Annotated in this window: 21 protein-coding genes; 10 read left to right on the top strand and 11 right to left on the bottom strand. The window is 34.0% G+C overall.

What is annotated here, in order from left to right; genetic code table 11:
- Positions 1–273: 273 nt before the first annotated feature.
- Positions 274–975 carry a Crp/Fnr family transcriptional regulator gene (locus Q0352_RS06635; RefSeq protein ID WP_299525498.1) on the bottom strand — a complete coding sequence of 234 codons (702 nt, stop codon included), beginning with the start codon at positions 973–975 and terminating at the stop codon, positions 274–276.
- 206 nt (positions 976–1,181) lie between these two features.
- On the opposite strand from Q0352_RS06635, the gene Q0352_RS06630 reads away from it, so the two are divergent.
- The 10 genes from Q0352_RS06630 to Q0352_RS06585 all read left to right on the top strand — a co-directional run bounded on the left by Q0352_RS06630 (position 1,182) and on the right by Q0352_RS06585 (position 10,854).
- Positions 1,182–3,575 (top strand): heavy metal translocating P-type ATPase metal-binding domain-containing protein, encoded by a 2,394-nt coding sequence (locus tag Q0352_RS06630; RefSeq protein ID WP_299525496.1) that lies wholly within the window; start codon positions 1,182–1,184, stop codon positions 3,573–3,575.
- Positions 3,576–3,881: 306 nt separating this feature from the next.
- Positions 3,882–4,091 (top strand): cbb3-type cytochrome oxidase assembly protein CcoS, encoded by a 210-nt coding sequence (gene ccoS / locus Q0352_RS06625; RefSeq protein WP_299525493.1) that lies wholly within the window; start codon positions 3,882–3,884, stop codon positions 4,089–4,091.
- Between the two features lie 2 nt (positions 4,092–4,093).
- Positions 4,094–6,295, top strand: coding sequence for a cytochrome-c oxidase, cbb3-type subunit I (gene ccoN / locus Q0352_RS06620; RefSeq protein WP_299525490.1), 2,202 nt, complete (start codon positions 4,094–4,096; stop codon positions 6,293–6,295).
- A 7-nt stretch (positions 6,296–6,302) separates the two neighbouring features.
- Entirely contained in the window at positions 6,303–6,500 is a 198-nt protein-coding gene (locus tag Q0352_RS06615) for a CcoQ/FixQ family Cbb3-type cytochrome c oxidase assembly chaperone (RefSeq protein WP_299525503.1), read from the top strand.
- Entirely contained in the window at positions 6,497–7,393 is an 897-nt protein-coding gene (locus Q0352_RS06610) for a cbb3-type cytochrome c oxidase N-terminal domain-containing protein (RefSeq protein ID WP_299525487.1), read from the top strand. The genes Q0352_RS06615 and Q0352_RS06610 overlap by 4 nt, the downstream gene beginning before the upstream one ends.
- Positions 7,394–7,468: 75 nt before the next feature.
- Positions 7,469–7,762 (top strand): hypothetical protein, encoded by a 294-nt coding sequence (locus tag Q0352_RS06605; RefSeq protein WP_299525484.1) that lies wholly within the window; start codon positions 7,469–7,471, stop codon positions 7,760–7,762.
- A 1-nt stretch (position 7,763) separates the two neighbouring features.
- Positions 7,764–7,916, top strand: a complete 153-nt coding sequence (locus Q0352_RS14770; RefSeq protein WP_367274609.1) for a group III truncated hemoglobin — start codon at positions 7,764–7,766, stop codon at positions 7,914–7,916.
- A 254-nt stretch (positions 7,917–8,170) separates the two neighbouring features.
- On the top strand, positions 8,171–9,592 hold the full coding sequence (gene ccoG / locus Q0352_RS06595) for a cytochrome c oxidase accessory protein CcoG (RefSeq protein ID WP_299525481.1): 1,422 nt from the start codon (positions 8,171–8,173) through the stop codon (positions 9,590–9,592).
- 108 nt (positions 9,593–9,700) lie between these two features.
- A complete protein-coding gene (locus Q0352_RS06590; RefSeq protein ID WP_299525478.1) occupies positions 9,701–10,147 on the top strand; it encodes a FixH family protein in 447 nt (148 codons plus the stop codon).
- Positions 10,147–10,854: a sulfite exporter TauE/SafE family protein gene (locus Q0352_RS06585; protein WP_299525475.1), complete on the top strand. Its 708-nt coding sequence runs from the start codon at positions 10,147–10,149 to the stop codon at positions 10,852–10,854. The genes Q0352_RS06590 and Q0352_RS06585 overlap by 1 nt, the downstream gene beginning before the upstream one ends.
- A 197-nt stretch (positions 10,855–11,051) precedes the next feature.
- Here the strand turns inward: Q0352_RS06585 and hemN are convergent, their stop codons facing one another.
- The 10 genes from hemN to Q0352_RS06535 form a co-directional block, all read right to left on the bottom strand.
- Positions 11,052–12,413, bottom strand: coding sequence for an oxygen-independent coproporphyrinogen III oxidase (hemN, locus tag Q0352_RS06580; RefSeq protein WP_299525472.1), 1,362 nt, complete (start codon positions 12,411–12,413; stop codon positions 11,052–11,054).
- Between the two features lie 99 nt (positions 12,414–12,512).
- Complete coding sequence (locus Q0352_RS06575; RefSeq protein ID WP_299525469.1) at positions 12,513–13,295, bottom strand: ABC transporter permease; 783 nt, start codon at positions 13,293–13,295, stop codon at positions 12,513–12,515.
- Positions 13,288–13,995, bottom strand: a complete 708-nt coding sequence (locus Q0352_RS06570; RefSeq protein WP_299525466.1) for an ABC transporter ATP-binding protein — start codon at positions 13,993–13,995, stop codon at positions 13,288–13,290. The genes Q0352_RS06575 and Q0352_RS06570 overlap by 8 nt, the downstream gene beginning before the upstream one ends.
- Entirely contained in the window at positions 13,995–15,209 is a 1,215-nt protein-coding gene (locus Q0352_RS06565; protein WP_299525501.1) for a nitrous oxide reductase family maturation protein NosD, read from the bottom strand. Before Q0352_RS06565 ends, Q0352_RS06570 begins: the two co-directional genes overlap by 1 nt.
- A gap of 42 nt (positions 15,210–15,251) precedes the next feature.
- Positions 15,252–15,692 carry a nitrous oxide reductase accessory protein NosL gene (locus Q0352_RS06560; protein ID WP_299525463.1) on the bottom strand — a complete coding sequence of 147 codons (441 nt, stop codon included), beginning with the start codon at positions 15,690–15,692 and terminating at the stop codon, positions 15,252–15,254.
- On the bottom strand, positions 15,689–16,303 hold the full coding sequence (locus Q0352_RS06555; RefSeq protein ID WP_299525460.1) for a hypothetical protein: 615 nt from the start codon (positions 16,301–16,303) through the stop codon (positions 15,689–15,691). Before Q0352_RS06555 ends, Q0352_RS06560 begins: the two co-directional genes overlap by 4 nt.
- A gap of 110 nt (positions 16,304–16,413) precedes the next feature.
- Positions 16,414–18,378 (bottom strand): Sec-dependent nitrous-oxide reductase, encoded by a 1,965-nt coding sequence (gene nosZ, locus Q0352_RS06550; protein ID WP_299525453.1) that lies wholly within the window; start codon positions 18,376–18,378, stop codon positions 16,414–16,416.
- A gap of 30 nt (positions 18,379–18,408) precedes the next feature.
- Complete coding sequence (locus Q0352_RS06545; RefSeq protein WP_299525450.1) at positions 18,409–18,990, bottom strand: fasciclin domain-containing protein; 582 nt, start codon at positions 18,988–18,990, stop codon at positions 18,409–18,411.
- Between the two features lie 6 nt (positions 18,991–18,996).
- Positions 18,997–19,467, bottom strand: a complete 471-nt coding sequence (locus Q0352_RS06540; protein ID WP_367274608.1) for a cytochrome c — start codon at positions 19,465–19,467, stop codon at positions 18,997–18,999.
- 950 nt (positions 19,468–20,417) lie between these two features.
- Positions 20,418–20,678: a hypothetical protein gene (locus tag Q0352_RS06535; RefSeq protein ID WP_299525443.1), complete on the bottom strand. Its 261-nt coding sequence runs from the start codon at positions 20,676–20,678 to the stop codon at positions 20,418–20,420.
- Positions 20,679–20,727: the final 49 nt, after the last annotated feature.

Below are 20,727 nucleotides of genomic sequence, written 5' to 3'. Positions count from 1 at the left end.
TAAAATTGAAAAATTTATATTTACTAAGACACGCTAAGTCTTCTTGGGAACAGCCCTGTGGTGTGTGTGAAATGGTAAAAGTTTTTTTCATAAGCTACTCCTGTTGTTAGAATCATTAATATGTAAATGGCTTTGATTTAAGGAGTACAGTTAGTGAAGTTAGGTTGAGGTAAGTCCATTGACCGCAGTTTTTATGGTTTCATTGTTTATTTTAAAACTTGCGCTAACTATTCGAATTTCAGATAACACTTACGCGAAAGCATAACTCCATATTTATATGCCTTCTGTCAATTGATAGAGGGCTTTATCATCTTCTATTTTAATACGCTTTCCAGATGTAGTAATCCAACCTTCTTTTTTAAAAGAAGCTAATGTTCGGATGCAGACTTCTGATGAAGATCCTACAACGTTGGCAATATCTTCGCGTGTAAGTGTTATTCCGATATAGCCATCTTTATCTGTGTCAAAATTTTTCTCCAAATATCGCAAAATTTCAGAAATACGTTGTTTTACATTTTTCTGAGCCATATTTACAATCACATCATCTGCAAATTTAAGATCATTTGCCATTTGAATTAATATAGCTTTCATAAAAGCAACATTATTATTTATACTCTCTGCAAGATGAGATTTTGGAATAAAGCAAACTTCCATATCATTAAGTGCAATAGCGCTTAAATTAGTTCTCTCTTGAGTAATTACAGAACGTTGTCCTAAGATTTCTCCTTTTGTGGCAATCTTTACAATATGGCTTTTACCGTTATCGCTCCTTTTGGACAATTTGGACACCCCATTACGTATACAAAAGACACCATTAAGTTTTTCATCTTCTTGAAAAAGGGATTCGCCTTTCTTCACATATTTAGTAACTTTACTATCTGAAATTCGTTTTAATTCTTCTTTACTTAATGCTTTAAGAGCGTTAAATTGCCTTATAATACAGTTTTCGCAACGAGCTTCGTGATGATCTCCCATTCTTTTAAATTAATTAGCTAAAGATAACAGAAGTATATACCATCGCCAAAAGAATTAGATAAATATAATATTGCGGTATTTATATAACAACTTCGACATATCACCCTTCTCATAAGGTGACAAAAGTCATATTTTAAAAACTTATATTGAACCACATTTGTATCAGGTATAATAAACGCCACGGCGTTTGAGCAAATTAAATAACTATGTCAACTTGTTTCCATTGTGGTGATGAGTGTAGGATCTCTATAATCTCACATCGTGACAAATCTTTTTGTTGTTACGGGTGTAAGACTGTTTTTGATATTCTTAATGATAATAATCTCTTGTATTATTACGACTTAGGGCACACACCTGGCACATCTCCTATTCAACAAGAAGGGAAGTTCGATTTTCTAAACAACAAGCAAATTGCAACTAAGCTTTTAGAATTTGATGAGCAAGGAACGCAAGTGGTCTCATTATTAATCCCGACGATACATTGCAGTTCTTGTATTTGGGTGCTGGAAAATTTAAACAAGCTCAATCCAGCAGTAAAAATAGCTCAAGTTAATTTTCCAAAAAAGACGGTTAGAATTACATTTTCTTCAGAATCATTAAGCCTTCAAAACCTTGTTATTCTTTTATCAAGGATAGGTTATGAGCCCTATATTTCTCTAAATGATGTAACTGAAAAGAAAACAAAAATAGACAGAAGTCTTATCTATAAATTAGGTGTTGCAGGGTTTGCTTTTGGCAATATTATGTTCCTCTCATTTCCTGAGTATTTTGAAGTTAATGAGTTCTGGCTTGAAAAATTCAAACATATTTTTCGATGGCTAATGTTTGCATTTGCAGTTCCTGTAGCATTCTATTCTGGTCGTGATTATTTCGTTTCGGCATACAAAGGGTTGCGTTCTAAAATATTAAATATTGACGTGCCGATTGCTATTGGTATTTCGGTGTTATTTATTCGCTCTACAGTTGAAATTGTTATGGATTGGGGAACTGGATTTTTTGACAGTATGGCTGGACTTGTTTTTTTCCTACTATTAGGTAAATTCTTTCAACAAAAAACATATGCGTTCTTATCTTTTGAACGTGATTACAAGTCCTATTTTCCTATTGCTGTAACACGCCTAACGAAGATATCAGATTCGGAAATTTCCGAAGAGCAAACGCAAGTCTACGAGTTAAAAAAAGGAGATAAAATTTTAATTCGTAGTAACGAATTATTACCTGTAGATGCCATTCTTATTAAAGGAAATGCTTTAATAGATTATAGTTTTGTAACAGGAGAAGCAGAACCAGTTATAAAGACATTTGGTGATCAACTTTTTGCAGGTGGCAAACAACAGGCTGGTTCAATTGAAGTTGAAGTTTTAAAATCTATTAACCAAAGCTACCTAACACAATTATGGTCTAACGAAGTATTTAGCAAGAATAAGCAAAGTACTTTTGAATCTCTTACAGATAGCATTAGTAGACGTTTTACAATAAGCCTTTTAATCATTGCATTTATGGCGACGATAGTGTGGTTATTTATTGACGCATCTATTTCTTTAAATGTATTTACGGCAGTTCTCATCGTAGCCTGTCCTTGTGCTATATCACTGGCAGCACCATTCACATTAGGTAATTTACTTCGCATTTTTGGGCGACATAAACTGTATATGAAAGACAGCTCAGTGATCGAGCAGCTCGCTCATATTGATACTGTAGTTTTTGATAAAACAGGAACACTAACGACAAGCTCAAAAAATACCATCGTTTATAAAGGTATCGCCTTAACTGACGAAGAAGAAGTATTACTAACCAGTACACTCAGAGCTTCAAATCATCCATTGAGCAGATCATTATATGCCATCCTAAATAGAAACAATATACGTACACTAGATGATTTTAAGGAAGAAGTAGGGCAAGGCATTACAGGTGTGATTAATCATCATCATATCAAAGTAGGTTCTCACGGGTTTGTAGGTTCTTTACAAAAAGTGACTCACGAACAAGCACATCAACGTACTGCTGTCCACATAAGTACAGATAATGAATATAAAGGTTGTTATGTTTTCTATAATGAATACCGAGAAGGAGTAAAACAGGTCTTTGATAGTTTAAAAACTACAACTAAAATTGTTATTCTATCTGGAGATAACGATGGTGAAAAAGAACATTTAGCAACCCTACTTCCAAAAAACACCACACTGCTTTTCAAGCAAAAGCCAGAAGATAAGCTTAATTATATTAAACAACTGCAAGAAAGAGGAAGTAATGTATTAATGATAGGTGACGGTCTTAACGATGCAGGTGCACTCGCGCAGAGTAATGTTGGAATATCTATATCAGAAAACGTAAACGTATTCTCTCCTGCTTGTGATGGGATTTTAGATGCTTCTAGATTTCAAGACATCACAACTTTTTTATCGCTTTCACGAAAGGGAATCAAAGTTATTAAATATGCCTTTGTATTCTCATTATTTTATAATTTTATAGGGTTAAGCTTTGCTATTACAGGAAACTTAGCGCCTGTCATTGCAGCGATTTTAATGCCACTTAGTTCTATAAGTATAGTAGTCTTTACAACTATTACCACCTATTTTTTAGGACAAAAATTAAACTAGCATAAAATTATTTAACAAATGAAAAGTGTAATTATTCAATTATCTCAAAAGGCAAGAAAGTTGAAATTAAACTCTGTAAATTAAAAATGTATGGATTACTCAATACGGCAGTATCAATTTCTGATGCATAAAACAAACAGCCTTAAAATGCTGTCTCAAACAAACGATATGAGTAATAATTTAGTTCGTTTTGTTGCTATTCTAGGAAAGTATAACAAGGTGTAGTTAAACAAATTATATAAGGTGACAAAGGTCATCTTTTTTGAAAATCAGCAACAGTAAATTTGTTGTATAATTCAGGTAGGTATGAGTATTATTTATATGCTTTTAGCAATTAGCGTTGTCGTGGCGCTTGTTTTTTTTGCAGCGTTTATTTTCTCTGTAAAAAAGGGGCAATACGATGATACCTACACGCCGTCTGTACGTATGCTTTTTGAAGATGAAATCGTAAAAGAAGACAAGATACAAGAAGTTGAAAAAACAAAAAACCCAATCATAAAAAACCAACTTAACTAACTATGGAATTACAAAAGTTCTACTACGATAACAAAATCGTAAGAAAATTCATCGTCGCTACAATGTTTTGGGGTATTATAGGTATGAGTATTGGCTTATTGCTAGCCTTTATGTTTTTATTCCCAAACCTCACAGACGGTATATCTTGGTTGAGTTTTGGTCGTCTTAGGCCATTACATACCAATGCGGTAATATTTGCATTTGTAGGGAATGCAATTTTTGCTGGAGTGTATTACTCAACACAACGACTGCTTAAAGCGCGTATGTGGAAAGATTGGTTAAGTAACCTAAACTTTTGGGGATGGCAAGCCATTATTGTGGGTGCGGCAATTACACTCCCCTTAGGTTACACTTCTTCAAAAGAGTATGCAGAATTAGAATGGCCTTTTGACATTGCAACAGCACTGATTTGGGTGTCTTTTGGTGCAAACTTAATTGGTGCAATTCTTAAAAGAAGACAACGTCATTTATATGTAGCTATTTGGTTTTATCTTGCCACATTTGTCACTGTAGCTGTCTTGCATATTGTAAATAGTATGGCAATTCCTGTTGCTGTGCTAAAGAGCTATTCAATGTATGCTGGTGTACAAGATGCACTGGTACAATGGTGGTATGGTCATAATGCGGTAGCATTTTTCTTAACCACTCCTTTTTTAGGATTGATGTATTACTTTGTGCCAAAAGCAGCAAACAGACCTATATATTCATATAGACTATCTATTGTTCACTTCTGGTCATTGATTTTCATATACATTTGGGCAGGGCCACATCACTTATTATATTCTACTTTACCAGACTGGGCACAAAACTTAGGTGTTGCTTTTTCTATAATGCTTTTAGCTCCTTCTTGGGGAGGAATGATTAATGGCCTATTAACCTTACGTGGCGCTTGGGACAAAGTACGCACAGACCCTGTTTTAAAATTTATGGTGGTTGCTATTACAGGTTATGGTATGGCTACTTTTGAAGGCCCTATGCTATCGCTTAAAAATGTAAATGCAATTGCACACTTTAGTGATTGGGTAATTGCTCACGTACACGTAGGTGCACTTGCTTGGAATGGTTTCTTAACTTTTGGTATGATATACTGGATGGTTCCTAAATTATTCAAGACAAAACTATGGTCTATAAAGCTGGCTAATGTTCATTTCTGGGTAGGAACATTAGGTATCATATTGTACGCATTACCAATGTATGTTGCTGGATTTGTACAGGCTTCTATGTGGAAACAATTCAACCCAGACGGGACATTAACCTACGGCAACTTTTTAGAAACTGTAAGTGCGATTATCCCAATGTACTGGATGCGTGCCATAGGCGGTAGTATGTTTATTGTGGGTGCATTAATAGGTGTCTACAACATTATTATGACAGCACGTGATGGCAGCAAAGTTACTGATGAGCTTGCAGAGGCTGCTCCACTTCAACAAGTAACAAAAAAACGCACAAAAAAAGAAGGATACCATACGTGGTTAGAAAGACGTCCTGTGAAGTTAACCCTATTTGCTACAATAGTTATCTTAATTGGAGGCATTGTACAAATTGTTCCTTCTTTAATTGTTGATGATTATGTGCCTATTATTTCTAGTGTAAAACCATACACTCCACTTGAACTAGAAGGTCGTGATATCTATATAAGAGAAGGATGTGTTTCCTGTCACTCACAAATGGTACGTCCATTTAGAAGTGAAGTAGAACGTTATGGTGAGTATTCTAAAGCAGGAGAATATGTGTACGATCATCCATTCTTATGGGGAAGTAAACGTACAGGGCCAGATCTTATGCGTATAGGAGGAAAATACAGTGATAACTGGCACTTAAATCACTTCTATGACCCACAGAGTACATCTTCTGGTTCTATAATGCCTAGTTACAAATGGCTTATTAATAATAAACTTGATAAGGGAGATACAGAAGATAAGATGAATGCTATGGTTACATTAGGTGTTCCTTATACAGAAAAAGATATTGCTAATGCACAAAAATGGATGGATGAACAGGGAACTCAAATAGAGAAAAACCTATACAACGATCCAGATTTTGCAAAAATCTATGAAGCAAATAAAAAATATGCTGAAGAAAATGGAGAAGAATTCATAGAGATGCGCAATCGTGAAATTACAGCTATTATAGCATACCTACAGCGATTAGGAACAGACATAAAAATAAAAAATGCAAATGACCCTATGGTTAACGAAAACTAATAAGACTATGTTGAAATATATAAAAGGAAACTTAGAGAACATAGATGGAGTTGAGATGTATCCTATGATCTCATTATTAATATTCTTTGTCTTTTTTGCAACGCTATTCTGGTGGGTATTCACAGCAAAAAAAACCCACTTTACTGAAGTAAGTAACATCCCATTTGATGATGATACGGTAACCATTAAGGACATTGAATTATGAGAACAGTAGTATCATTTATACGTATTATAGGTTTCGCTATTTTTGGATATTTCTTCTTAAATTGGGTAGGAAGTACTGGTGAGGCTTCAGTATTTGAAACACAACCTTGGCTTTGGATTATCTATGGCTTTCTTGTGTTGTTTCATATTTTTGCAGAAGTTTGTGTCGCTGTACTACAAGCTGTTCTATTTAAAACACTATCTAAAGAAAAACAAGAAAGTTATCTAGCAAAAGAAGTCCTTAGAAAAGAAAATCAATTCAAATGGTTTCGCGAAACGTATCAGAAAGCATTAGCTAGTAAATCTATTGAAGAAGAGCACGAAATCATACTTGACCATAACTATGATGGTATAAAAGAGTTAGACAATGATCTTCCGCCGTGGTGGAAATATTGTTTCTACGCCACTATAATTTTTGCAGTAGTTTATATGGTTCGGTTTGAAGTCTATAACGACTACAATCAAGATGAAGAATATAAAATGGCAGTTGCTGAAGCTAAAATTGAGATTGAAGAGTGGAAAAAAACTGCTAAAGATTTATTAGATGCAAATACAGTAACACTACTTACAGATGCATCAGATTTAAAAGCTGGACAGAATATATTTACTAACAATTGTGTCGCCTGTCACAAGGCTGATGGTGGGGGTGGTATTGGACCAAATCTTACCGATAGATATTGGATTTTAGGAGGAGGTGTCAAAAATATATTCAACACTATTTCTGAAGGAGGGCGTGATGGAAAAGGGATGATTGCTTGGAAAAACGATCTTAAACCACTAGAAATGGCGCAAGTTTCTAGTTATATACTGAGTTTTCAAGGCACAACCTCAGCAGAACCCAAAGAACCAGAAGGGGAAATTTGGGTAGATCCAGACAATCCAATTCAAGAGTAAACAGAAAAAGTAATAGACAGTACAACTGTTATAGAAGTTATTAAAGAAAAGTAATCGAGTATAATATAAATAATAATGCTTAAAGAAATTATTGAAAAATTAGAGGTAAGTGACCAACCAGTTATCAAGGTAATCTATAAAAGTGAAAGCACAAAAATTATTGCTGTTGGCCTTAAAAAAGGAGCTGTTCTTGCTGAACACACAGCACCGAGTAAAACACAACTTATTGTTTTAAAAGGCGAGATAGATTTTAATACTGCTACTGAAAGTAGACGTTATGAATGCTTTGAAACTTATAATATCCCACTAGATGTTAAACATTCGGTTGTTGCAGTTCAAGATGCAATGTTTTTACTATTGCTATCATAATATGAAAGATATAAACAATAGAGAAGACATTGAGTTACTAGTAAATAAATTTTATGAAAAAGTTAAAGTTGATGAAACTATAGGATATATATTTAATGAAATCGCAAATATAAATTGGGATAAGCACTTACCAAAAATGTATGATTTCTGGTAAACGGTATTACTAGGAAAAATGAGTTTTAAGGGTAATCCAATGTTAACTCATATTAAGCTTAGTAAGAAAACTAATATTAATAAAATACATTTTAATTGTTGGTTAAAACTTTGGATAGAAACAATTAACAACCATTTTAAAGGAAAAATTGCAGATAATGCAAAGCAACGAGGTCAGAACATTACAGGTTTAATGCTATATAAAATTAATAATATTTAATACCCGATATTTTATTTCAGAGTTTATAAGCGATAATGGCAGAACAAGGTCAAGATAATTTTAGAGATACCATTGGAACTCTTGGAGAAGATGGCAAACGTGCTTGGATATTCCCTAAAAAACCAGATGGTAAATGGTACGAGTATCGCAAGTATGTGAGTTATGTATTATTAGTTTTCCTCTTTTTTGCACCGTTCATTAAAATAGGTGGCAACCAATTTTTAATGTTTAACGTACTAGAGCGTCGTTTTAATATTTTCGGTTTTCCTTTTTGGCCACAAGACTTACACTTGTTTGTTGTAATAATGCTTTTAGGTATCGTATTTGTGATTTTATTTACGGTCGCTTTTGGTCGTTTATTTTGTGGTTGGGTATGCCCACAAACTATTTTTATGGAAATGGTTTTCCGTCGGATTGAATATTGGATAGATGGGGATCGTGGTAAGCAAATACGTTTAAAAAAAATGCACTGGAATGCTGAAAAAATTAAAAAAAGAGTACTCAAGTGGGTCATCTTTTTTATCATTTCATTTCTTATTGCAAATGTATTTCTAGCCTACCTCATTGGGAGTGACCAGTTAATACGCTATATAGCAGGTGGCCCATTTAAAAATGTTAATACATTAATATCTCTACTCATATTTACAGGCGTGTTTTATTTTGTATTTGCTTGGTTTAGAGAGCAAGTGTGTATCATTGCTTGTCCATATGGAAGATTACAAGGTGTGTTACTTGATAACAAATCTATAGTTGTGGCATACGACCATAAACTTGGTGAGAAAGAAGCTGGTCGTGCAAAATTCAAAAAAAATGAAGACCGACCTACAACAGGTAAGGGTGATTGCATCGATTGTTTTGCCTGTGTACACGTTTGCCCTACGGGGATTGATATACGTAACGGCACGCAATTAGAATGTGTGAACTGTACGGCTTGCATAGACGCCTGCGACCATATGATGGAAGCGGTAGGACTTCCTAAAGGGTTAATACGCTATGCCAGTGAAGATAATATTGAAAAGAAAGAAAAATTTAAGTTTACACCACGTTTAAAAGGATACGTTTCTGTTTTGTGTATTCTTACTGCAGTATTAATTGGGATGCTCTTTTTGCGTAACGATATTGAAGCAAATATTCTAAGATTACCCGGCCAATTATATGAACATAAAGATGGTAATATGATTAGTAATGTATACACTTTCAAATTGGTTAATAAAACAGTAGATGATATTGAGAATGTCCATTTTGAACTGTTGTCACACAAAGGAACTATAAAGCGGATCTCTCACGATAATTTTAAGGTAAATAGGCAAGGACTGGCAGAAGGCACTTTATTTATAGAAGTAAATGTAAGTGCATTGAGCGGAGATAAAGACCGCCTAGAAATAGGAATTTATAGTGGTGACGATTTAATCGAAACAACCACAACTGCCTTTTTAGGACCAAGAAGTTATAAATAAAATTACGCTAAATTTTAAATCAAACGATGTCGGAATACGAACTCTTAAAACAAAATTGATGATTGAGCAGTTAGAAAAGAATATAGAAACCATTAAAACGGAATAGTTATGAAATGGAATTGGGGAACAGGTATTGTAGTGGGAATGATTGCTTTTGTGAGCTTCATTATGTATATGGTTATCACGATGAGCACTAACGAAAAATATAGTCACGATTTAGTGACTGAAGAATATTACGCTAAAGAAATGGCATATCAAACGGAGATTGATGCAGAAACAAATACTAATAACCTCAAAGAAAACATTGAAGGTAACAAAACACACGATGGTTGGTTACTCAGTTTCCCAAAGGGATTAGAGGCTTCAAAAATTAAAGGAAAAGTGTTCCTATATCGACCGTCTAATCAGCAACTGGATTTTGACTTTCCTATAGTCCTTTCCGGATCTAATTTGCTCATACCTGACAAAGAGCTGATGGATGGTCGTTGGAACATAACTATAGAATTCACATACAACAATGAAGATTATTTATATAAAAAAGCAATTGTTTATTAATGCTATACTCCGCACTCATATTTGGGTTGTTAGGTAGTTTTCACTGTGTCGGAATGTGCGGACCTATTGCGTTTTTATTACCTGTAGATCGTAAAAATTCAGCCAAACGTGTGCTACAATTAATAAGCTACCATTTAGGTCGCATATTTACATATTCACTATTAGGTTTAGTATTTGGTATCGTTGGTAAAAGCCTAAATCTCTTTGGGATGCAACAACAGTTATGTATTGGTATTGGTATACTAATGATCACTGCTATATTAATACCAACAAAGTTATTTAACCGCTACAATTTTTCGAAACCTATGTATAAAACTGTGGGTAAAGTAAAAAACGCAATGGGAGCTGAACTTAAAAAGAAAAATTCTGGTACATTTTTTATCATAGGTTTTCTTAATGGATTATTGCCTTGTGGATTAGTCTATATGGCAATATTTGGTGCACTTGCAACTGGAGGTGCATGGGAAGGTAGTTTGTATATGTTCATTTTTGGGCTTGGTACAATACCACTTATGACCATTGCTATTTACATAGGGAATTTCATAACAGGTAAGGTAAAACAACGCATTCTAAAAGTAATCCCTGTATTCGTAGTCATTGTTGGAATACTATTTATACTAAGAGGTTTGGGGCTAGGTATACCTTATATTTCACCCTCAGAAATGATAGCTGTTGAGCAAATATCTGCAAAACACGGCTGTCACTAACTATGATGAAAAGTCTAACAATAATAACTTTAGTAAACTAGGGAATGGGAGTTATTCTTATTGGTGTATTTGCTCTAGTTGTTTATAATATGGCAAATAGCAATAAAAAAAACGATGATAAAATAGATGTAAAATAGAAGGTAATAAAAAAAGAAAGCTTAGTTTGATTTCCTTTTTTAATCAAGTTAGTAATTTATCTAAACCGTCATAGAAAACAGTTGTGTTTTAGGCTTTTTACGTTGCAAACGCAAATCAAATGGAAGGCAGACATTTCGAACAAAGGGACGACCTTTTTCTGTCACAATTATTTTTTTAGAACCTATCTCAATGAGCCCATCGTTTTCAAGTTCCTTTATTTTTATTAATACACCTGGAAGCTCTGGGAAAAATAGATCATCATCTGTCCAAGAAGTTTCAAACGTACACATCAGGTTTAAAATATGTTTTCGTATTATTAAATCTTCTTGAGTTAATATATGTCCTCTAAATACAGGTAATATATTATCATTTACAAGGTTTTGATATGTTTCCAAATTCTTTACATTCTGAACAAAACTATACCAACTATCACTTATGGCTGAAACACCAAGACCAATCATTACTTGTGTTTTACTTGAATTATAACCCATAAAGTTTCGATGTAAACTACCATTCTGTTGGGCTACATATAGGTTATCTGTTTTTAACGCAAAGTGATCCATTCCTATCTCTACATAGCCAGCATTTACCAGCATTTCCTTTCCTATCTCATATTGCAAGCGTTTTTGATTTGCAGTTGGGAGATTCTGTTCTTTAAAACCTCGCTGTCCGTTCCCTTTCATCCACGGTACGTGTGCATAGCTATAAAATGCAATACGATCCGGATATAATGTAATCGTCTTATTAATTGTATTAATGACATCATCTTGTGTCTGAAAAGGCAGACCATAGATAATATCGTGTCCTACTGAAGCATAGTTTTCTGCTCTTGCTTCTGTAGTTGCTCTTAATACATTTTCATAAGGTTGCACACGATTTATTGCTTTTTGAACAATATCATTATAATCTTGCACACCATAACATACGCGATTAAAACCTTGGTCAGAAAGTGTCTTAAGGTGTTCTTTTGTTGTATTGTTTGGATGACCTTCAAAACTTAATTCACAATTTTTAGCTTTGAGAGCTACGGTAAAAATACCGCTTAATAATAGCCTTAAATTTTCCGAAGAAAAGAACGTGGGTGTTCCACCACCTAAATGTAATTGCTGGATTTTTGGTTTTTCTTTAAACAATTCATAATACATTATAAATTCTTTAATTACAGATTTAATATAGGGCATTTCTACATCGTGATTCTTAGTAATACGCTTGTTACACCCGCAAAATGTACACATACTCTCGCAAAATGGCAAGTGTATATATAAACTTATACCTTTGCTAGTATTACTTTCATGAAAGCTTTTTTGCAAGGTTTCTTTCCAAGCTCTTAACGAAAAAGATTCTTGATCCCAATAAGGTACTGTGGGATAACTTGTATAGCGTGGACCTACTACGTTATATTTTGATATGAGAGTACTCATAGTTTTATTGTTTATTTCAAAACTACACAAACAGGTGTAGTTAAAAGATGATTTTTGTCAGCTTTATTAGAAAGCAAATTATACTAATGAATAAGTTGATTAAAAGTCTTTTTTTCTAGATTTTCTATAAATATTTAACACCGGTAAAATCACCCAAAGGGATAAAACTGATATCGATAATACAAGCCCAAAACCTGTTCCAAAAAATTTCTGAAAAACTGCGCCTGTATACCCCAATAATGCCGAAATATCTAGCTTCAATAGAATTAAAATACGTGATAAATCAATGGGATTGAACATGGTAGTGCCTATCGATAAAGTATCAAGCGGATAAGATTCTAATAGAATAAGTGACATTAAAAACAAGCCATCATAAATTACAGCCATAAACAGCCAAAGTAGAATGGCATAACTAAAGCCCTTAATCTTATTCTCATTATAAAGAGCAATATTAAAGGCGAGTGCTGTAAATATGAGCGTTAAAAAAGCACCTGTAACGAGTAATAGTAAAAAGTCCCATATCTCATTAGATTGAAATAGACCATAAAGCGCAAAGGGAATTCCTAGTCCTATAATAAGACTCATCGAAAGTGATAATGCCACACCGAGATACTGCCCAATAAAAATAGAAGAGCGCTTCACGGGCTGTGCAAGTAACAACTCTGTAAATTCCTTAGAATTGTAATAGTACATTACCCCAAAGATGGTTCCTATGAGTGGCACTAAGGTGATAATGATGTTCATTAGAGTAATTACAGCTTTAGAGAGATCGTTATTCAAAAAAAGCAATACACAACCCAGCAATAGATAAAACAGCAAGTAGACGTAACTCCATCTACTGCGTATTAAATCAAAAAAACTGTATTTTAATATTTTAAGCATCTTCGTAGGTTAAAAGGTTAGCAATAGCACGTTCAAAATTAGACTCTTTTGTTTGTGTTTTAAGTGCGTCTATATTTCCTTTAAAATATACTTTACCTTCAAGTAAAAAAACAATTTCGTCTGCCACCTCTTCTACAAAACTCATAATGTGAGATGTGATTAGAATGATCTTCCCTTTAGCTTTTTCTACAGCAATGAGTTCTTTCAAATGAATCAATGCAATGGGATCTAAACCCGAAGTCGGCTCGTCTAGTATAATAATTGGACTATCAAACATTAAAGTCAATACCAAGTTTACTTTTTGCTTAGTACCACCAGAGAGGTGACTCAGTTTTTTAGATAAAAATGGTTCTAGTTTGAACAAGGATATAAGTTTTTTATCTTCACCTGGACGGTTACGCAAATCCTTAATCATAGATATAAGTTCCTTTACGGTAAGGTTTGCCGGAAAGTTTGCGATTTGAGGTAGATAATCTATTTGATCTCTGTATTTCCAGTTTCTCTTTATAGACACATCTTCCACAAGTAATTTACCTTTATCTGGAATCACCATACCTAAAATAGCCTTAATTAAAGTCGTTTTACCAGAACCGTTTGGTCCTAAGATGGCAAATATTCCTTTTGAGGTGATGTCTAAATCTACTCCTTTGAGCACTTTGTTTTTCCCAAATCTTTTATATAATTGTTCTATTTTAATCATTAGTACCGTTTCATTTTTGGAGTCATATCCTGTAAATTATCTGGTGTAAATACTGGTGATACCTTTTCTGAAAAATCAATAATATCAATAAATAGACTTCGCATTAGTATAATTGTTTCTGGCGTCCTATTGACTATATACGAAAATAGTTTTACAGGTCTGTAAGGGACATCACCTAAACCGTCTTTATCAAGATCATATCCTGTGTAGCTACTCCAGTAATTATGCTGAAACACATTATCATTTATTTTACTGTTATAGGATATATCAAAAGAGTTATAAAGAAAATTATTCTTTTCAAATGTATTAGCATAACAAGCACCAAGTACTTTAATGGCATAACCATTACGTATAAAATTGTTATTTGAATACACAATTCTGTTAGAGCCTTCTACTTTAATAGCAACGGTATTTTCTTCAAATACGTTACCTCTAATCTCGGCATCGTTTATTTCTTTTAATAGCAATCCAAAAGCAGCTGTGCCCCAGTTTTTTCTGAAGGTATTGTTAACCATTTTAATGCGTTTTGAGAACATTACTGCCACACCTGCACCATTATTTTCGAAGATATTATTAGTATATAAATCATCATTAGAGAACATAAAATGTAAACCATAGCGCAGGTTATTTATACTTGTGTTTTCATTAATAGTAATATTATCTGAAAACTCTAAGTAGATACCATCACGCACTTTTTGTATAATATTCCGTTCTACCACTACATTTTTTGAATACCAAAGTTGAATGCCATTGCCAGAATTGTATTCGTCTTGTGCATCACCTATCACCTTATTATGATAGATTTTACCGTTGTTTGATTTTTCAATATAAATACCAAAAAACAATTTTTCTAATACCACATTTTGTATCAAGAAATTTTCACTTCTCACTACACGTATTGCCGCGTGGTCACTAGTGTAACTTGTCCCTACATTAATAATAAACAAACCATCAATTGTCACATTATCTGAAACAATACGTATGATTTCACCCTGATCTTCACCATCTATTACAGGATAATTTTCGCCTTTAATGATGAGTGGTTTATCAACTACGATATTATACTCTTTATACGTTCCTTTTTTTACTAAAATAGTATCGCCAGCCTGAGCCAACGCAATAGCATCTTTTAGAGAACTTATATTACAAGAGATGCATACGGTTATCGTTTCCGCGAAAGCGAACTGCGTCAGAAAAATAGTGATAATGACTATCCATTTATATAAAACGGTCCCTTTCAATGTTTGTTTTTTGGTTTATCTATTTAAATATGTTTTGAGTGCTTCCCAAGTATATAATTTTCCGCCTTTTTCTGCCTGTACTTTTTCTGCGCTTTCTTTTGTTTTAAAAGCTGTAAGATTAGCGCCCATTGGGCTAGGTAATTTTTCACATATTAAAAATTTTGCTTCTTGTGTGCTTATAAATTCCGTAGGTGCTTCATAATAATTAGTAAGCAGATTTGCTATGGGAAGTTCACTATTTTCTGCAATATAATTGACCATACACTCCGTTGCATCAAATTTGAATACTTTACCTGTATCGGTAACTAATTCTGAAGCGTGTATTTGGTCAACGATCGTCATTTTACAAAAATAGCAACCATCATTTCCATAGTCTATGGGCTTAGGGCCTTTGCTACAACCGCTAAATAAAAGCAATGCGATAGCTATAAAAGATATTTTACTTAGTGCTTTCATTGGTTTGTTTTTTTAGAACGTTTCCCTACAAAGTAGGCAATGAGTGTCAAGAGCATCCCTAGACCCATTAAATAACCCCCTAATCGAGGGTACGAATACGCATCAAAATTTAATAATTTTTGATGTCCTAATAATGGTGGCTTATAACTCATAGGCGTACCATCTAGGTTTTGCAATTTCATTATAGCATTAGGGTCTAGATGAGTCCCATAATCAATCATCCAAGCATTAAAATCGTACATTCCTAACGTACCTAATACGGTCATAACAATTAACCAACCCAAAAACCAATGATAACTTACTTTGCCAAAAAGCCCTAATAAACCGATAATAAAACCTAGTACTACCATGGAACCAATCACTATTGGAAAAACACTAAACTCCCACATATCTTCTGGTTTAGGAATGATTTTCATTCCTATATAGTGATTGAGTCCATCAATATTTTGTATATCAAATTCGTTCATTCCCTGAATACCATCTATGTAGATGTCCATACCTAATGGTTCAGGATATTGTGGAGCACCCAGCATAATGTTCCACAACGGAAACTTAAACAGGCCTAATAATAGTAAAGAGCCAATAATCATTAATAATGCTGACTTTTTCATTATTCATTTTTAAATAAAAGTTATAAAAAAAGACGGGACAGTTGATCAACTCCCGTCCTTAGTATTAGAATCAATAACATTAATCATTGGGATTCTAAAACTTTTAATTTTTAGTCTCCACCGAGAGACCAGCTGAGTTCTATGTCAGAATTTGCTGGTGAAACTCTAACATAACCTTGCATTTCTTGGTGCAATGCACTACAGAAGTCTGTACAGTAAAATGGCCATACACCTACTTTCTTAGGTTCCCATAACGAACTTTTAGTTTGTCCAGGCATTATGAGAAGTTCTGAAGTATTCTGACCTATCATTGCGAATCCGTGCGGTACATCAAAATCTTGCTCGTGGTTTGTAATGTGGAAATATACTTTATCACCCACTTTTACACCTTCTATATTATCTGGCGTGAAGTGACTACGTATTGTAGACATATAAATATGTACTTCTTTTCCTTTACGTTCAACTCTAGCCTGATCTGGACTCGTCACTGCATATGGGTGCTTGTTTTCATCTAGTCTATAGATTTTTTTAGATTTTGGCGCTAATAATTCAGCAGGTATACCAGCAGCATAATGTGGTTCACCGTGCGTAGGGAAATCATATAGAAGTTCCATTTTTTCACCAGAGATATCATAGATCTGTGCTGAGTGTTCCATCTCTGGACCTACAGGTAGGTATCTATCTTTAGTTATTTTATTCAAGGCCACTAAATATTTACCAAAAGGTTTTCTCGAATTACCTCCAGGAATCATAAGATGCCCAACAGAGTAATAGGTAGGTTTCCTATCTATAACCTCCCAAGTTCCCAGCTTCCATTTTACTACCTCAGAAGAGATGAAAAATGTAGTATATGCATTTCCTTTACCATCAAACTCTGTGTGAAGTGGTCCTAAACCACCACTTTTAACAGTTCCAGCAAGTACATCTTCAAATTTCAAAATAGGAATACCGTATGCTTCACCATCAAACTTCTTACCTTCGATAGCAGCTATCATATTGTCAAAAGAGTGTACTGTAAGGTCTGCAGAAAGTTTACCATTACCAATAATATATTGTCCTGATGGATCGACATCACAACCGTGAGGTGATTTAGGCGTAGGCAGAAAGAATACAGCACCAGGGATATCAAGTGGGTTTACCGTAAGCACTTCTTTTTTCATCGTACTTGTCGCCATATGTGTAGTCTCATCATATACGTTATGCACATAATTTGCGGGTACTTTAGTACCACCACCTTGGTTAACATACTCTTCAACTTTCTTCCAGTTTATTGCTGCAATAAAATCCTTATCATTTTGAGAAGAATTCACTTCCTGTAAACTATTAGCTTCCTCAGTATTGTAAGTAGTAAAGAAGAACCAACCATGTGATTTTCCGCGTCCTGGGTGCGAAAGATCGTAGTTGAAACCTGGCATGATTATTTGGAATTTAATATCCATATGCCCGTGTTTTGGATCAACGCTTATAAAAGATAACGCTCCTTGAAAGTTTCCTTTATATTCATTGATGGGCATATCACGTTGTGGAATAGGTACTGAAAACCGAGTACCTGCTACTACATATTCAGAATTTTCAGTAACAAAAGAAGAACTGTGATTACCAGCACTATTAGGAATTTCTATAATTTCTTCTGTCTCGAAAGTTGTTAAACTTATACGCGCAATCCTAGGTGTATTGTTTCCGTTTATAAAAATCCAGCGTCCGTCTAGTTCTCCATTAGTTTGTGAAATATCTGGATGGTGAGAGTCATCCCAAGGAACGAAACCGTGAGAAGTCTCTAGCATAGGTTTTGTTTCTTCAGAATAGCCATAACCTGATGTTGGGAATTGTGAGAAGACAGGTATTTCTTTAAACATTCTACCTGACGGTAAGCCGTAAACAGTCAAGTTACCGCTATAACCGCCAGACATAAATGCATAGAATTCGTCGTGCTCACCAGGAGCTACGTATACTTTTTCTGCAGCACTAGAATTTAATGCGCCCCTCGATTTATTATTGCCATTGTTATTACCACAACTTGTGAGGAGTATTACAGCTCCAAATAATGATAAAAGTTGAAATCTATATTTTTTCATTAGTTCTAAATTTAATTATTATACGAATTGTTATTGGTTTGATGTTGGTAGTATTACTTTGTCTACTACGTGAACAATGCCATTTCCCGCTTTAATGCTGGCTATTATTTTTGCTCCGCCTACATAGACATCTTCTCCTATTACTTCTACTGTTACATTTGTATCATCTGCTTGACCTATTTTTTTAAACTTCTTTAGAAAAGATTTGTCATAGTTACCCGCTGTAACGTGATGTTTTAAAATAGTAGCTAGCTGTTCTTTGTTTTCTGGTTTTAATAAGGTTTCTACAGTTCCTGGAGCTAATGCATCAAAAGCAGCATTAGTAGGTGCAAATACCATTAATGGTCCTGCATTCACAAGTACATTTTCTAGTCCTGCTGCTTGTACTGCAGCTACTAGTGTTGTGTGGTCTGGTGATTTAATCGCTATTTGTAAAACATTAGGTGTAGAGCTTTCATCGTTGATAAAGGCTTGACCTTTCTGACTCTCTGAAACAATTTCTGTACTAGCTTGATTAGTGATTTCGTTTTGCTTTACTTCGTTTTTACAACTGTAAATAACAATAAGTAATACAACCGTAAAAAATACTTTAACTAAATGGATGGTTTTCATAATAATCTATTTTAAGGTTCGGAAATATTCTAAGATGTCGCGAGCTTGCTCCTCAGTTAAATTCTGGTTTGCCATTGCAGCTCCATTAAACTCAACTAACAAGTCTTTTGCGCATTGATCTTCTTCAGTCATCAGTTTTGGATCAAGAATCATATTCATAACCCATTCTGGACTTCTACGTTTTAGTATACCTGTGGGATTAGGACCTATAAAACGTTTGTTTGTTTTATGACAAGCTGTACAATTAGTTTTGAAAATCTCAGCTCCTCTTGTTGCCATTTTATTGTCTATAGTAGGTTCAAGCTTTAGATTCTTGACTTTACCTACACCTTTATTGTCTAACGTTATTCGTTTAGACGCAGGCACTTCATTAGAGACAGGAGCCGCTACCTTTTTCTCTACTTTAGGTTTTTGAAATATTTGAATTTTATGTTTTTCTTTTTTTTCACCGCAACTTAATAAAAGGACTGCTGCCAAAAGGAGAGTTAATTTGATTATTGCATTCATTTGTTATGGTATTTATAGTTGTTAATAATAATCAATGATAGAAGTTTGATACTTCTTTAGTGAGACCAAAATTAAATGAGTAATCATTTATACAAGATGATTTTTGTCATGTTCCGGGGAATTTTTATTAAAAGTCCTCGTTTTGATTGTGTTATAATATGAATGCTCAGAAGTTTGAACAATTAATTCATCAATTTTTTGGTAATTCTTGGTATTCCAAAGGCTTTTCTCTATTAGAATATTTAATTTCCAATTATAGGTTATTATTAATTTGTAGGAGCTACTGCTTTTAACCAAGATTTAAGTTCTTGGAGTGTTAATGGTGTTATAAATTGCGATGATTTTAGTACAGGTGCTACTTCTTGGACATTACCAAAACCCAACTTCACTAACTGTACTCCTTAACCATTTTATAGATTATAAACCCTTAAAATAAAGCCACTCTTTTAATTTAGGGTGGTTTTTTTATACAAGACATTCAGATCATATTTAGGGTTTTCCCTAATAGAATAATATTAAATTTACTCTTTCGAGTGGAAATAAGGGGTTAGCAATAAGGCAACTCTCTGATAATAACGACTACAATTGAGTAGATCTATGCTGAGGTAACAAGGGATTGACCAACCCTGATTTGGGGGCATTAGTTGAGGGAGCAATAGAAGAAACCCCTCAATATTCTGGGAAGGGATGAGGGAGCACTAGAATTGAATAGATGATAGTGATTTAACTGGAGAGCTTAAGCAATAAGAGAGATCACCTCAATAGATAATTAAATGAATGCTTTAGCAAAGAAGGTGGGAAACTATTTACTCATACTCACTATACTTGAATTATGATAGGTGCTAACTGCTGATAATCAAGATATAGCATCTTTTAATATAGGTGTAAAAAGGGGCTACATTAGGGGCTATTTAAATTAATTATATTACTATTCTTTTATTACCTAATATATCTAAAGATTCTTTCCAATCTTCTATATCTAAATTTGGTTGTAATGTAGTTATGTATTTAATATGCTTACTCATTTCTACTTCTAAAATATGTTGCCAATCTTCATTTGTTACTAAAGCATCATGTATGCTAAATAAAGGCATGTTTGGGTGACTTTGATTAATCTTCTTTGCTGTATAATCTAACAGTACATATGCCTCAATATATTGCAGCAGGTAAGAAAACTTCAACCGTGTGGATTTTTAAATTTTAGTTTCCGCCAATTCAGGACAGAACAAT

The sequence above is a fragment of the uncultured Lutibacter sp. genome (assembly GCF_937891065.1).
GTDB lineage: Bacteria > Bacteroidota > Bacteroidia > Flavobacteriales > Flavobacteriaceae > Lutibacter.
The sequence above is the reverse complement of the archived record's forward strand: the minus strand, read 5'-3'. Positions and strand labels throughout refer to the sequence as shown.